The sequence below is a fragment of the Deltaproteobacteria bacterium HGW-Deltaproteobacteria-18 genome (assembly GCA_002841885.1).
Lineage (GTDB): Bacteria > Desulfobacterota > Desulfovibrionia > Desulfovibrionales > Desulfomicrobiaceae > Desulfomicrobium.
The window spans coordinates 199,605-213,510 of sequence record PHBE01000001.1 but is presented as its reverse complement, the minus strand read 5'-3'; the positions used below and the strand labels follow the sequence as shown (position 1 = coordinate 213,510).

13 protein-coding genes are annotated in these 13,906 nt (G+C 57.8%); 7 read left to right on the top strand and 6 right to left on the bottom strand.

Annotation, left to right across the window (positions count from 1 at the left end; all coding sequences use genetic code 11):
• Window positions 1-157 precede the first annotated feature (157 nt).
• Window positions 158-808 (top strand): hypothetical protein, encoded by a 651-nt coding sequence (locus CVU60_00995; GenBank protein ID PKN43622.1) that lies wholly within the window; start codon window positions 158-160, stop codon window positions 806-808.
• A 66-nt stretch (window positions 809-874) separates the two neighbouring features.
• Entirely contained in the window at window positions 875-1,516 is a 642-nt protein-coding gene (locus CVU60_00990) for a precorrin-8X methylmutase (protein PKN43621.1), read from the top strand.
• 481 nt (window positions 1,517-1,997) lie between these two features.
• Here CVU60_00990 and CVU60_00985 read toward each other — a convergent pair whose 3' ends face one another.
• The 3 genes from CVU60_00985 to CVU60_00975 are packed head-to-tail and all read right to left on the bottom strand — an operon-like array spanning window position 1,998 to window position 3,004.
• Window positions 1,998-2,303 (bottom strand): antibiotic biosynthesis monooxygenase, encoded by a 306-nt coding sequence (locus tag CVU60_00985; GenBank protein ID PKN43620.1) that lies wholly within the window; start codon window positions 2,301-2,303, stop codon window positions 1,998-2,000.
• Complete coding sequence (locus CVU60_00980) at window positions 2,300-2,800, bottom strand: hypothetical protein (protein ID PKN43619.1); 501 nt, start codon at window positions 2,798-2,800, stop codon at window positions 2,300-2,302. Before CVU60_00980 ends, CVU60_00985 begins: the two co-directional genes overlap by 4 nt.
• 3 nt (window positions 2,801-2,803) lie before the next feature.
• Window positions 2,804-3,004, bottom strand: a complete 201-nt coding sequence (locus tag CVU60_00975; protein ID PKN43618.1) for a mercury transporter — start codon at window positions 3,002-3,004, stop codon at window positions 2,804-2,806.
• 122 nt (window positions 3,005-3,126) lie between these two features.
• On the opposite strand from CVU60_00975, the gene map reads away from it, so the two are divergent.
• The gene (gene map / locus CVU60_00970) at window positions 3,127-3,960 is read left to right on the top strand and encodes a type I methionyl aminopeptidase (protein ID PKN43730.1); all 834 of its coding nucleotides are present in this window, start codon (window positions 3,127-3,129) and stop codon (window positions 3,958-3,960) included.
• Between the two features lie 125 nt (window positions 3,961-4,085).
• Here the strand turns inward: map and CVU60_00965 are convergent, their stop codons facing one another.
• The 3 genes from CVU60_00965 to CVU60_00955 all read right to left on the bottom strand — a co-directional run bounded on the left by CVU60_00965 (window position 4,086) and on the right by CVU60_00955 (window position 9,052).
• Window positions 4,086-4,820, bottom strand: coding sequence for a formate dehydrogenase (locus tag CVU60_00965; GenBank protein ID PKN43617.1), 735 nt, complete (start codon window positions 4,818-4,820; stop codon window positions 4,086-4,088).
• Between the two features lie 9 nt (window positions 4,821-4,829).
• Window positions 4,830-7,865, bottom strand: coding sequence for a formate dehydrogenase-N subunit alpha (gene fdnG, locus CVU60_00960; protein PKN43616.1), 3,036 nt, complete (start codon window positions 7,863-7,865; stop codon window positions 4,830-4,832).
• Between the two features lie 326 nt (window positions 7,866-8,191).
• Entirely contained in the window at window positions 8,192-9,052 is an 861-nt protein-coding gene (locus tag CVU60_00955) for a DDE transposase (GenBank protein PKN43615.1), read from the bottom strand.
• Window positions 9,053-9,311: 259 nt separating this feature from the next.
• On the opposite strand from CVU60_00955, the gene CVU60_00950 reads away from it, so the two are divergent.
• The 4 genes from CVU60_00950 to CVU60_00935 are packed head-to-tail and all read left to right on the top strand — an operon-like array spanning window position 9,312 to window position 13,895.
• The gene (locus CVU60_00950) at window positions 9,312-10,559 is read left to right on the top strand and encodes a hypothetical protein (protein ID PKN43614.1); all 1,248 of its coding nucleotides are present in this window, start codon (window positions 9,312-9,314) and stop codon (window positions 10,557-10,559) included.
• On the top strand, window positions 10,556-12,610 hold the full coding sequence (locus tag CVU60_00945; GenBank protein ID PKN43613.1) for a PAS domain-containing sensor histidine kinase: 2,055 nt from the start codon (window positions 10,556-10,558) through the stop codon (window positions 12,608-12,610). The genes CVU60_00950 and CVU60_00945 overlap by 4 nt, the downstream gene beginning before the upstream one ends.
• Window positions 12,607-13,320, top strand: coding sequence for a hypothetical protein (locus CVU60_00940; GenBank protein PKN43612.1), 714 nt, complete (start codon window positions 12,607-12,609; stop codon window positions 13,318-13,320). Before CVU60_00945 ends, CVU60_00940 begins: the two co-directional genes overlap by 4 nt.
• A gap of 32 nt (window positions 13,321-13,352) precedes the next feature.
• Entirely contained in the window at window positions 13,353-13,895 is a 543-nt protein-coding gene (locus CVU60_00935) for a TlpA family protein disulfide reductase (GenBank protein PKN43611.1), read from the top strand.
• The last annotated feature ends 11 nt before the right edge of the window (window positions 13,896-13,906 follow it).

Below are 13,906 nucleotides of genomic sequence, written 5' to 3'. Positions count from 1 at the left end.
CGGGTGCGGAGAATCGAGGCGGGGCGGAGAGGGCGCAAAAAAGTGCGTCCGTGACAATGAAAATTATGACATGGAATTGATTTTCTTTTTCTTCTTTCTTGGTTACTGTCCAAGTTGTCAAATACGGACGTTTTAAAATGATGGATGTTAGCCGGTCATGAAGAGATCAATCCGTTTTTCCTGTATTTTGTTCTGGATTCTTTTCGTATCCTGCCCGCTGGGGCAGCTTTTCGCTGCGGAGCATTCAGTGCGCATGCACCGTGTCGTGGAAGGGGACAGTATTCGCCAACTGTTGCTGAAATACGGTTGCGTCACCTCCATGGTCGAGTACGCCAAGGTCCGGGACAGTTTTGCCAAGCTCAATCCGGGAATTTTTCATTCCGCGCTTCTGGCCCCCGGAACGGATGTCTCCGTGCCCGTGTTCGAGAAGAATTCGGGCAAGGCCTGCCTGTTTTTCGGGGAACAGCGCATAGTGCGCGTCGAATTCGAGATCCTTGCCTCCGCCGAGCGGGTGCGCATCTACCTGGATGGCCCCGTGCTGCCCGATGTGTTCACGTTGAAGACCGCACTTCCGGTGCGGGTGGTGTGCGACTTCGACGGCGCTCTGCCGGCGGCCGACCTGGCCAGGGAAATCCCCTGTGACGGGCGCATGGTCCGCAAAATCAGGGTCGGTCACGAGGACAAGCCGTTCAAGCGCGCCAGAATCGTGCTTGATGTCGAGGAGCCTCTGATCGGTCGCATCGAGCAGGAATTTTTTGAGCAGCAAAGCCTTTTTACGATAACGGTCTTTGACGATTCCCCCAAATGAGGTTTTGATTTCGCGCCGCAAAACCCCTTGAGCATTTTGCCCGGCGCTTCTTCATAAGGATATCTCATGTACGTATCTGTCCCCCCTTTGGAGATCGAATCCCGCTCTCTTGCCATTATCGATGCAGAGGTCCCCGAACCCCGGCCTTTTGCAGGGGACCAATGGGCTGTCGCCCGCCGCATGATCCACACCACGGCGGATTTCGACCTGCTTTCGCACATCCGTTTTCACCCTGACGCCATAAAGGCCGGCAAGGACGCGCTTTTGTCCGGAGCCGACATCGTGACCGACACCCGCATGGCATTGTCCGGCATCCCGGTCCGGCGGCTTGAGCCTCTGGGATGCAGTGTGCGCTGCCTGATCGATGATCCGGCCGTGGCCAAAAGGGCCAAAAGCGAAGGCGTCACCCGGGCCTGGGCCGCCGTGGACGAGGTCATGGCCCATGGTGGAGCGGACATTTTCGTCATCGGCAATGCGCCGACAGCTCTCTATCGTCTCCTGGACTGGATGGAGCGGGGCGCCCGGCCGCCAAAACTCATCGTCGGCATGCCGGTCGGGTTTGTGAACGCTGCGGAAGCAAAAGACCTGCTCCTGGCCCAGGACGCCATCCCCTACATCACCATTGCCGGCCGCAAGGGAGGCTCCAGCCTCGCGGCATGCGTGATCAACGCTCTGCTCAAGCTGGCGCGGGAGAATCCGGGCGACTGAGGCGGCATTGATCTGTCCATGAAATAAATGAAGCCCCCGCCAAGGTTATTGTAACGGGGGCTTTGCTTTTTTTGAATGGAACAAGATTGAGGCCTTGTACGGCAAACGGTCCGCTGTCGCCCTGGCCTTGAGACCCGCCGGAACTCCTTCTCCGGCCTCGTAAAGTTGAATCGTTGCGCGCAGGGTGGAAAGTTCCGGTGATGCGTCAGGCAACGATTCAACTAACGATGCCTGGTTCAGTCAGGCAGCCGACGGGCCCCAAGGCCAGGGCGACAGCGGACCTTGAGCAGGGTTGAATGGTCTTTAGACCCTCCGGAATTACTTCTCCGGCCTCGTAACGTTGAATCGTTGCGCACAGGGTGGAAAACTTTGGTGATGTGTCAGGCAACGGTTCAACAATCGATGCCTGGCTCAGTCAGACAGCCGACGGGCCTCAAGACGATGGCGGCAGCGGACCTTGAGCAGGGTTGAATGGCTGGCGCTAAACCTCTTCGACGATGATCAGTTTCGTGTCGAGTACGATGTCTTTGATTCTCTCCTGGAATCCCCGCATGTGGCCGGAGCGCAGGTGGCTTTCGAGAGCTTTGCGGCTGGCCCATTTTTCCAGCACCGTGACCGAATCCGGGCCAAGGTGCTGGCTTTCGAGGTCCATGTCCACGTCCTGGGCCGGGAAATAGTCCACACAGCCAGGCTCCTGGCGGACCAGGACGGCCAGGTCGCGGAATTCGCGCAGAAAGAGCGGAGCCGTTTTGCGCTTGAGGGTGACGTGGGCCACGACGTGAATCATTTGCCTCCCTTGGCGGCGCCTGCACCGCTCAACAGATAGACGCCGAAGATGACGGACACGCTGCCGGTCAGGAAGCAGAAAAGCCCGACCCCTGCCTTGAGCAGGAAGAGCGGCATGTAAAGGTGCCGATAGAGCAGGGATTGTGCGGGGTCGTCCGGATTGACCAGGGCCGCCACGGGCCGATTCTCGTCCTGCGCCGCGCGCAGGGACTGGTGCAGGTCCGTTTGCGGACATTCGTCGCCGATGCACGAGAATTGCCCTGCAAGCGCCTGGCCTTCGAATTCGTACTGGTAGCGGACCACGGTCTGGTTGCCCAGCGCCTGGTCAGCGCTTGAGAACTGTTCCACCGAAAGCACTTCCACGGTGATCGGCTTCCATGACTCGGCGGCGAAATGGATCAGCGCGCTTTGACCGGCATCGAGCAGGAAGCGGGTGCCGAGGATGACGAAGGGAATGCCCAGAACGAGCAGGATCAGTTTGCGCAGGGTTGGAAACATGTTCTAGTCCTGCGGATCAAAGCCGATCTTGCGGATGGCTTCCTTGACCTGATCGAGATTGACTTCGGATGCGGCGTCGAAGCTGGCCTGACCGGGGTCCAGGGTTACGGCGATGTTCGAGATGCCGGGCGTTGCCTGCAAAAGCTTGGTCACGGAACCCGTGCAATGGGCGCAGGACATTCCTGAAATTTTGATAACTGGCATGGGTGCCTCCTTTTTTTGCGACCATGGCCGAAAGGATCGCGGAAGGCAACGTTTGTGGACACTGGACAGAACGGTGGGTTCTGGGACAAGTGATACGAAAATACATCAAACAAAGGTACGCCATGCTTTTTCGCAATTCGAAATTACGCCTGAACCGCCGCAGCCTGAGCGCTTCCGTGGCGGAAGAATATTGGAAACGGTATCGCATCAAGCTGAAGGACAAGGCCGCCGTGGACGGAATCGCCAAGGCCGGTGAGCTCGTGGTGCGCACCTTGGACATGATTGGGGGCCATATCGCCCCCGGAATCACGACGGACGCCCTCAATACCCTGGTCCACGACTTCACGCTGGAGCATGGGGCCGTGCCCGCTCCCCTGGGCTACAGGGGGTTTCCCAAGAGTACGTGCGTATCGGTCAACGACGAGATCTGCCACGGCATTCCGGGCCCGCGTGAGCTGCGCGAGGGAGATATCGTCAATGTCGATGTGACCAGCATCAGGAATGGCTGGTTTGCCGACGCCAACCGTACTTTTTTCGTCGGCGAGGTCTCCGCCGAGGCCGCAAGGCTTGTGGAGGTGACGGCCCAGTGCCTGGCCCGGGGCATCGCCGCCGTGCGTCCAGGGGCGACGCTTGGGGATGTGGGCTACGCCATTCAGAGCCATGCGGAAAGCTCGGGGTATTCCGTGGTGCGCGAGCTGGTCGGGCACGGAGTGGGGCATGCCTTTCACGAGCAGCCGCAAGTCAACCACACCGGGCGTCCCGGTCTTGGCATCGTGCTTGTGCCGGGCATGGTCTTCACCATCGAGCCCATGATCAACCAGGGCGGTCTGGCCATAAACCGGCTCGATGACGACTGGACCGTGGTCACGGCCGACGGGTCCCTTTCGGCCCAGTTTGAGCAGACCGTGCTGGTCACCGAGAAAGGAGTACGCAGTTTGACGCCGTATCCGCTCTGAATCTGCGTTGTTTGTATCGAAAAGAAAGACCCGCGCTTACGGATGTCCGAAGCGCGGGTCATTTTTTTTTGAGAGAGGCCGGGAAGCCGTCTTCCCGGCCGACCGATGGAGGAGGGCCTGATGGACTAGGCCTTGCTTCTGGAAGTCGAGCCGAAGAGCTTGGCGAACATGGCCTTGCGGTTCATGATCCCAGGCGTGGTGGCTGCGGCCACTGCGAAGTCGTGATACTTCTGCGGCGGCATCTGGTAGAGGTAGATGACCCTGGTCGAATCGGCGTCGCCCAACACCGCTTCGGGGTATTTCTTCTGCACCTCGGCCAGACGTTTTTCAGCCAGAGCCAACATCTCGTCCCGATCCCCAAAGTTCATTGTCCCTGTCGGGCATGACTGCACACAGGCGGGAACCAGACCGTTCTGGACCCTGTCCAGACACATGGTGCATTTGGTCATGACCTTGGTGGCAGCATCCTGACGCGGGATGTTGTAGGGGCAGGCTTCGCGGATTTCATTGAAATCCGGCAAATCCTTGGTTTTTTCCGTGAAGGTAATGGCGCCGGTGACTTCGTCCTGCAGGATGGCCTGATCATCATAGGCGTCGGCGGTCATCTTGCAGGGGGGCTCGGTACAATGGCGGCACTGCTCGGGAAAGAAGAGCCAGGCGGCCATGAAGCCCTTGTCGTCGCCAACTTCCTTCATGTGCACGGTTTTATAGGTGATGGCCGAAACATCCATGGGGTTCTGATGCGACCCATGGTTTCTGGTCTGCTCGGCCGGGAGTTTGTTCCACTGCTTGCATGCGATCTGACAACCGCGGCAGGCCGTACATTTGGTCAGATCGACGAAGAATGATTTTCCTGACATATTGGCTCCTTACGCTTTCTTCACGTTGACCATGAAGGCCTTGGTTTCCGGGATGCCGGTGTTCGGATCGCCGACAGCAGGAGTCAGCAGGTTGGCTGCATCCCCACCATCCTTGGGCCAAACCCAACCGAAGTGCCAGGGAATGCCCACGACATGGACAGGGTTGCCCATGACGTCAAAAGGCTTCAAGCGCTTGGTGACGATGGCGATGGCCCAGAGCTGTCCGCGCGGATTCTCCAGAATGACCTTTTCGCCGTTCTTGATCCCCTTGAGTTCCGCCAGTTCCTCGCTCATTTCGCAGAACATCTGCGGTTGCGCTTCCGTGAGCCAGGGCAGCCAGCGGGTCAGTACACCCGTCTGCCAGTGTTCCGTGACGCGGTAGGACGTGCACACGAACGGGAAGCGCGGGTCGCAGGTCGTGCGCTTGTGGGCGTCCTCGGAGAACATGAGCGCCACCGGGCTGTTGAGCTGCTTGGAGAAGGGATGCTCGGTGACCGGGCATTCCAGAGGTTCATAGTATTCGGGCAGCGGACCGTCGTTCAGGCCCGGGCCGTAGATCTGTCCCACGCCATGCTTCTGCATGATGAAGGGGTGCTTGGCGCCGGGGGCACCACCGCCGTCGACAACGTCGATGAGCCATTTCTTGCCTGCTTCATCCCATGCCAGGACAGGTTTCTGCGGCGCCCAGGGTTTGCCGTTCATATCGACGGAAGCCCGGTTGTAGATGACTCGGCGGTTGACCGGCCAGGACCAGGTCCAGCTGGGGAAGAGGCCGACTTTTGCCTGCTCCGGGGTCTGGGTCTTGTCGCGGCGGGCGGACATGTTGCCCTTGTCTGTGTAGGAGGCGGTGTAGATCCAGTTGCCGGAACAGGTCGAGCCGTCTGCCTGAAGCATGACGAAACTCGGAACCTGGCTTCCGGCCTTGTAGACGGTTTCCTTCCCATCGGCACCCTTGATGGTGGTGTCTTTGATGAAGTAGCCGTTGATGAGCTTGGCCACCTTGTGCGGATCGAAAACGTGTCCGTCACCCCAGTCGTCGACGTTGAGGCCGAGGATCGGATCGGGGAACGCGCCCTTTTCCTTTTTGTACAGTTCGCGGATCTTGAGCGCGAGTTCATAGATGATGTCGCCGTCCGGCTTTGATTCGCCCATGGGGGTCGGGCCGGCATAACGCCACTGCATCCAGCGGCCGGAGTTGGTGATGGAGCCTTCCTTCTCGACGGAGACCGCGCAGGGCAGGAAGAAGACTTCGGTCTTGATCTTTTTGGGATCGACGCCCGGTCCCTTCCAGAAGGAGCCGGTCTCGTTCTCGAAGATGTTGACGTTGACCATCCAGTCCAGCTTGGACAGGGCTTCGCGGGTCTTGTTGGAGTCCGCGCCGCTGGCGGCTGGATTCATGCCCCAGGCGAAGAAGCCCTTGAACTGGCCTTTGAGCATCTTGTCGAAGAGCACCAGCCAGGAGGCGTTCTGCCCGGCGTCGAGCTTGGGCATCCAGTCATAGGCGGTGGGCAGGTCGGCTTCCTTGTAGAAGGACTTGAGCAGGCTGGCGAAGTACTTGGGTTTGTGCTGCCACCAGTTGACGCTCTTGGGGTCCTTGCTGACCGGAGTGTTGGCCTTGTTGTAGTCGTCGAGGGTCACCCAGTTGGCGCGAGGGGTCGCCATGTAGCCGGGGATGATGTGGAAGAGCAGGGCCTGGTCCGTTGATCCCTGGACGTTGGATTCGCCGCGCAGCGCGTTCACGCCGCCGCCGGCCACGCCCATGTTGCCCAGCAGCAGCTGGATGATGCTCATGGCACGGATGTTCTGCACGCCGACTGTGTGCTGGGTCCAGCCCATGGCGTAAAGGATGGTGCCGGCCTTGTCGGCTTTGCCCGTGGCTGTATAGGCCTTGTAGAAAGCCAGCAGCTGGTCTTCGGGAGAGCCGGAGATGGCGGATACTTTCTTGGAGTCGTAACGGTCGTAGTGTTTCTTCAAGATCTGATACACGCAGCGGGGGTCTTTCAAGGTCATGTCCCGCTTGGGCACGCCGTTCTCGTCCATCTCGAATTCCCAGGACTTCTTGTCGTACTTGCGCCCGGCTTCGTCGAAACCGGAGAACAGGCCGTCGCTGAATTTGAAGTCCTTGGAGACGATGAAGGGAGCGTTGGTGTAGTTGAGGACGTATTCCTTCTGGGTGAGGTCATTGTCCAGAATGTACTTGATCATGCCGCCCAGCACGCCGATGTCGGAGCCTGAACGCAGGGGAACATACATGTCCGATTTGGAGGAGGTGCGGGTGTAGCGGGGGTCGACGTGAATGACCGTCGCGCCTGCTTCCTGCGCCCTGGTGACCCATTTCCAACAGATAGGGTGGTTTTCGGCAGCGTTGCTGCCCATTATCAAAATGCAATCACTGTTCTTGAAGTCGATCCAGTGGTTGGTCATCGCGCCGCGTCCGAACGACTCTGCCAGAGCCGCAACAGTTGCGCTGTGTCAAATACGTGCTTGGTGCTCTATGTACGTCAGCCCCAGACTGCGCAGGAAGGCCTGGTAGATCCAGCATTCCTCGTTGTCCATGGCTGCCGAGCCTACGGAGGCCAGCCCTTCGGTGCGGTTGACGACTTCGCCCTTGGCGTTCTTCGCGGTAAAGGATTCGTCACGGACTTTTTTCACGCGCTTGGCGATTTCCGTGATGGCCCAATCCCAGCTCTTCTCTTCCCATTTTTCGCTGCCGGGTGCGCGGTACTGGACCTTGGTGATGCGCTGGGGGTTTTCGGCCAGCTGATAGATGGCCGCGCCTTTGGCGCAAAGAGCGCCTTCATTGATGGGATGATCCGGGTCGCCTTCGATGTTGATGGCGCGTTTGGTTTTCTCGTCGGTGGTGACGATGAGCCCGCAGCCTACCGAACAGTAACAGCAGACCGAGGTGGTTTCCTTGCCTTTGCGCAAGCTAAGGAGCTGTGCGTGGGCCTTGGTGGGTGCCAGGTCAAACCCCAGGCCTCCAAAGGCCGTGACCGCGGTAGCTGCGGCCGTGAGTTTGACGAATTCTCTTCTTCCCAGTTTCATGCAGATCCTCCTGACAATGTTTCTGGTGTTTACCTTCCACGAATTTCTTGGCCGAGGCGTAATTGCAGCCACCGGCCCGACGGGAGAACGAAATCAACCGGAGGTGACTCGGCAGGCCGGGTCTCCTCGCGTCCAACCAACCTCACGCAGATGCGTCTGGCCAGGACCGGACGCAGATCAAAACCGAGACCGGAAAAAGGCAACATGCCCGGCATCCCGGATGATTCTGATTTTTGCGAGAGAGCTATGGGGGTTTTCGATACGTTTTCCGATTCTTTCATGATCAACGCTATGCATGAAAAAAAGGAAGATATGCAAGGAGATCGTTAATCCTCAAAGTCTGGCACCATGGCGCAGAGATATTCGGCCAGGATGGGAAAGATGTCTTCATTTCTGTGATTGTAGCGGAATTCCAATTCCTTGATGTAAAGCGGGAAGTTTCTGGGCGAGATGCCCTTGAGACGTCTGAACCAGTCCTTGGAAAAGGACCAGAAGCCTTTGGATGAGTCTATGAACAGGCCCTTGTCGGTGTGTCGGATGTTGTAGATCGCGGAAAGATTGCTGCCTCCGACCAGGAGGGCCGCGTACTGCTTGAAACGGTCCGTGTAGATGATCTTGCCAAGGCTTGCGGTCTTCAGGTGAAAGTTCATCTTGAAATGGATGATGCTGTCGCCGTCGAGTTCGGGAATGAGGTCGGCGAACACGTGCGTGCCGCGCTCCACGATGCCGAACACGGGCATGCGCGCTCCGCTTCTGGTGCTCATGTCCAGATGGAATTTGCCGGATTTCGTGAAATCAAGGCCCTCGATGGAACGGATGATCAGACGTGCATCCAGGGAGTGCGCAAGTATGGCCATGCGCAGGGTGGTCACCGCCTTGTAGGCGGTGTTGTATGTGACGCCGAGTTGTTCCGCCATGCGGCCCATGGACACTTCCAGTTCAAAGAGCTTGATCAGGCGCAGCCACTGCTGGGCGTTGAGGTTGCCGTTGTTTATGAAGCGCTGGCTGAAGTCGTGGAATGTGTACGAACAGCGCGAGCAGCGTCGCTTTCCTCCTCGAAGCGCGTAGAGTTTCCGGCTGCGGCATTTGGGGCAAAAACGCTGATGGTTTTTCCAGCAAAATTGCAACATGTATTTTTTTGCTGAATTTTCATTTTTTACTATGTTTTCAAATTCTTGAAAATTCATATATTAATATTCCTGTGCAAAACATTGGGCAATCATGATTCTGTGCATTTTGCGGATATCTGTTTTAAGCAAGATATATCTGGATTAGATTCTGCCATAAAAGACACAATACTCTTGGACTCATGGATAAAACTCATGGTTTTGCACAGAATACAGCCCTTGCTCCACGAGAGCAAGCCCAGGAGTTTCAGTGGCGCAAGCTGTTTTTTTTAGCTACTCAAGGCCCGGGCATACAACGATTTCCTGAAGGGAGGCTGATGTGCGCGTAGGATTGTGGATTTTACTTTCAGCGCTTTGCGTTCTCTTGGCCGCGGGCGTCTCGTTGTGGGTGACCTTCTGGCAGGATGCGGAGGTCCAGATTCCTCTCGCCCCGGTAGCGCTCGGAGTGACCGATACCGAAGTCACCTTCGGTTCCTCTCTGGCCCTGAAGGGGCACGCCGGCTACCTGGGACAGGAAACGCTGCGCGGAGCCATGAGCTATTTGCAGCATGTCAACGAACAGGGCGGGGTGCACGGCCGGACCATTCGCGTCATCACCCGCGATGATTCCTACGATCCGCCCAAATGCCTGGACAACACCCAGCGTTTTCTCATCGAGGACCAGGTCTTCGGCCTGTTCTGTTATGTGGGCACGCCCACCACGGTCAAAATCCTGCCTTTGGTGGAAGAGGCGCAGGTTCCGCTGCTGGGCATGTTCACGGGTGCCAATGCGCTGCGCGAGCCCTTCATGCCTTACCTCATCAATGTACGCGCCTCGTACTACCAGGAGACCAACGCCGCAGTGGAACATCTGGTGCAGGATCTCAAACTGACCCGCATCGCGGTCTTCTATCAATATGATGCTTTTGGCTTCGACGGTCTGACCGGCACGGAACTGGCCTTGAAACGCTTTGGACTGGAACCCGTGGCCAGGGGAAGCTATGTTCGCGGCACGCATGACATAAGCGAAGGCCTGGAGCGCATCCGCGAATCCGGGGCCGAGGCCGTGGTCATGATCGGCACGTCGGATCCGTGTGCGAATTTCATCCGCAAATCCCTGGAAAATGAGTATTCGCCCATTTTTTACATGGTTTCCTTCGTGGGCGCCAAGGAGTTGTCGCGCAACCTCCTGCAGTCGGATACGAATCGTCTGGACGTGATCATGTCCCAAGTGGTGCCACCGCCTGTCGGCAGCGACGGAACCGTGGCCGAGAGCGCCCAGGAATTCGTCCGGTTGCTGGAGAAGTATTTTCCGGGCGAGGAACCAAACTTCGTGGGTTTCGAGGGGTACATCAACGCCAAGGTTCTCGTGGAGGGGCTTCGGCGGGCGGGACGAAATTTGAGTCGCCAGTCGTTCCTTGAAGCCATTACCTCCATGACGAACTTCTCTTTGGGCGGTGATGTCGGGCTGACTTTCGGCCCCCTGGATCATCAGGGCATGGACAAGGTCTATTTCACCCGCTTGCAGGATGGCCGGTTCACACTCCTTGATGACTGGAAGCAGCTACGCCAGGAGGAGGCCCGATGAAACCCTACGCACGCATTTCGCTCAAAAACAAGATCTTCATCTCCATCCTGGCCGTCATTCTCCTCATCAGCGTGACCATCGCGCTCCTGGCCCGCTGGATTCTCATCTCCGGGCTGACCAAGGAGCTGGAACTGCGCGGCATTGCCGTGGCCCATTCCATTGCCGAGCGCGGCGGCGGGTTTGTGCTCGACAAGAACTATTCCGAACTGCTCAGCCTCATTTTCGAGGAAGCCCGCTTGCGGGAACGCCAGCACATGATCAACTACATATATGTGCTCGATCGCAGCGAGAAGGTTCTCTCCCACACGTTCACGGTGCCTTTTCCAGACCCCTTGAGCACCGCCAATCCAGTCCTCGAAGGGAACATGCACAGCGTTCGTCTGGTCGCGGTGGGTTCGCAGACCTCCTATGACATTGCCGTGTCCATGAACGAGGGTCTGTACCGCATCGGAACGGTGCACGTGGGCCTTAGCAAGGAGCATATCGACAAGCTGGTGGCCAAGCTCAGATTCATGTTTCTGGGATTCATCTCGGCGGTCATTATTATCATCTTCTATGTCAGCCATCGCATTTCGCGCTATATCACCAGCCCGATTTCGCGGTTGACGAATATTTCCGATGAGCTCAGCCGGGGGAATTTCGATGTGCATCTGGATCTCGGCGAGGGCCTTGACTGGGCGGTGACCAACTGCCCGGCCTACAAGGACACCAACATGCCCTGCTGGCATTTTGATGATCAGGGGCGCAAATCTTTGAAATCAAAGGGTAAGACAGGCCAAGTCTGTGCGACCTGCCTGTTCTACCGCAAGCGGGAGGGTGACGAGGTCATTCAGTTGGCCGATTCGTTCATGAGCATGGTCTGGTCCATCCGCCTCTACCGCAAGCGCCTGCAGGAATCGGAGATGAAGTATCGCTCCCTCTTCGACTCCGGCCCCGATCCAATTTTTGTCGTGGACTGCAACACGGATCGGATACTCGATGCCAACCCGAGGGCCGAAGAGCTTTATGAATATTCCAAAGGCGAATTGCTGGGCGTGTCCTTCATGGTTCTGGGGCACGATCAGATCCGGGAATGTCTGAATTCTCTCAATGAGGCGCAGACGAACAGTGGCTGCGTCTATTATCCCAAGGTACTGCACTACAAAAAAGGCGAGAGGCCCTTTTACGTCAACATGCACGCCTGTCCCATCAGCTACGGCGGTACCCACGCCATGATCGTGGCCGTGACCGACATAACCGAGATGATGGAGAAGGATGCGCAGCTCGTGCAGGCGGCCAAGATGAAGACCCTGGGTGAAATGAGCGCGGGCATCGCCCATGAAATCAATCAGCCCCTGAACGCCATCAAGATGGGCAGCGAGTATCTCAACCTGCTCATCGAACAGAACCGGGAAGTGACCGAAACCCAGATCCGGGACATGGCCACGGAGATCAGCCAGCAGGTGGACCGGGCCACGGACATCATCAACAACCTGCGCGCCTTCGGCAAGAAATCGGGCCTGGTCATGGAGCGCGTGGACATGAACGAGCCCATCCGCGGGGTACTGTCCATCATCGGCCGCCAGTTCTCCATTCAGCGCATCACCATCCGCCTGGAACTTGGCGAGGGCCTGCCGCACATCAAGGGGCACAACAACCGGCTGCAGCAGGTCTTTTTCAATCTGCTCAACAACGCCCGTGACGCCATCCAGGAAAAGATGGAAAACGAACCCGGCATGTGGGGAGACATCCTGGTGCGTACCTACACCAAGGACGGCCGGGTTTTCGCGTCTTTCTCCGATAACGGCCCAGGCATAGCGGATTCGGTCCGAAACAAGATCTTCGAACCTTTTTTCACCACCAAGCAGACCGGCAAGGGCATGGGGCTCGGCCTGGCCATAACATACGGCATTGTCCGCGATTACGGCGGAACCATTACTATTGACAGTCAACCGGGTCAGGGGACAACATTCATATTGAGTTTCCCGAGCGCCGAGAGTCATCAGGCGCTTGAGCACAACGCAAGCCGAGTCGACGAAAGTTCGGCGCAACCCAACGGGATAGAGCAATGACGCAAGAAAAAATCCTGGTCATCGATGACGAGAAGGCGACCCTTAAAATGTTCCGGCTTTTTCTGGACGTTTACGGATTCGACATTCTCACCGCTGAATCCGGAGAAGAGGGGCTGGAGGTTTTCGACAGGGAAAAACCCGACATCGTCCTGACCGACATCAAGATGCCCGGCATGGACGGAATAGAGGTCCTGCAGCAAATCAAGAAACGATCGCCCGCCACTGAGGTCATCGTCATCACCGGGCATGGCGACATGGATCTGGCCATTCAGGCCCTCAATCTGGACGCTGCCGATTTCATAAACAAACCCATCCAGCGGCAGAGCCTCGAACAGGGCCTGGCCCGGGCCAGAGAGCGGCTCAAGCTGGCCAAGAGCAGACAGAACGAGGTCAGCGTCAGCCGGCAGGGACAGGCGCTGGTCATTGAAATTCAGGGCAGCGTCAGCTCCCACAGCGAACCGTATCTCCGCGAAGCCTATGCCAAGGCCCAGGAAGCCAAGGTGCAGCGCATCGTGCTGCATTTCGATCCAAACACCTCCGTGAACGGAGCCGGCATCGCCATTTTGACCCAACTGGTGCTGGAGAGCGAAAGGGATGGCATCGAGATTGTCATGGCCGGTCTTTCCGAGAATTTCCGCAAGGTTTTCGGCATCGTGGGACTGACCCGCATGGTCCGGATTTTCGACAGCCTGGACCAGGCCTGCGTCTAGGCTTTTTTTCGGCCCGGGGCCAAGGAGTATGCATGACGGTTTTCATTCGATTTGCTTTATGTCTCTTTCTTTTCTTCGCCGCCTGGCCCGTTTCGGCCGCGCCGCCCGCCACCGGCGACACCATGCCCGAACTGATCCTGCCCGTCCCCTTCGATCCGGCCGCACAGGAAATGCTCGGAGTGCAGGGGAAAACGACCTTCACGCTTGCCGACCTTGGCGCCGATCTCGTTTTCATCGAGGTCATCGGCGTGTACTGTCCGCAGTGCGTCAAGCAGTCGCCGGGCTTCAAGACCCTTTTCAACCGCTTGAACAAGGGCAAGCTCAAGGGGCGGGTGGCCATGTTCGGGCTGGCCGCCGGAGGTACGGACGCCGAAGTCAGGCAACTGCTGGGTACCGGCCAGTACCTGTTTCCGGTCCTGAGCGATCCCGACTACGCGCTGCACAAGGTGCTGGGTGAGCCGCTCACGCCCTACACCATCGTCTGCAAGCCGGACGGGAGCGTGGTTTACGACCACCTTGGCGTGATTCAGGATATTGACGCGTTGTACCAGCAGATAAAGACACTGCTCGACTGATCGCGGAGCGG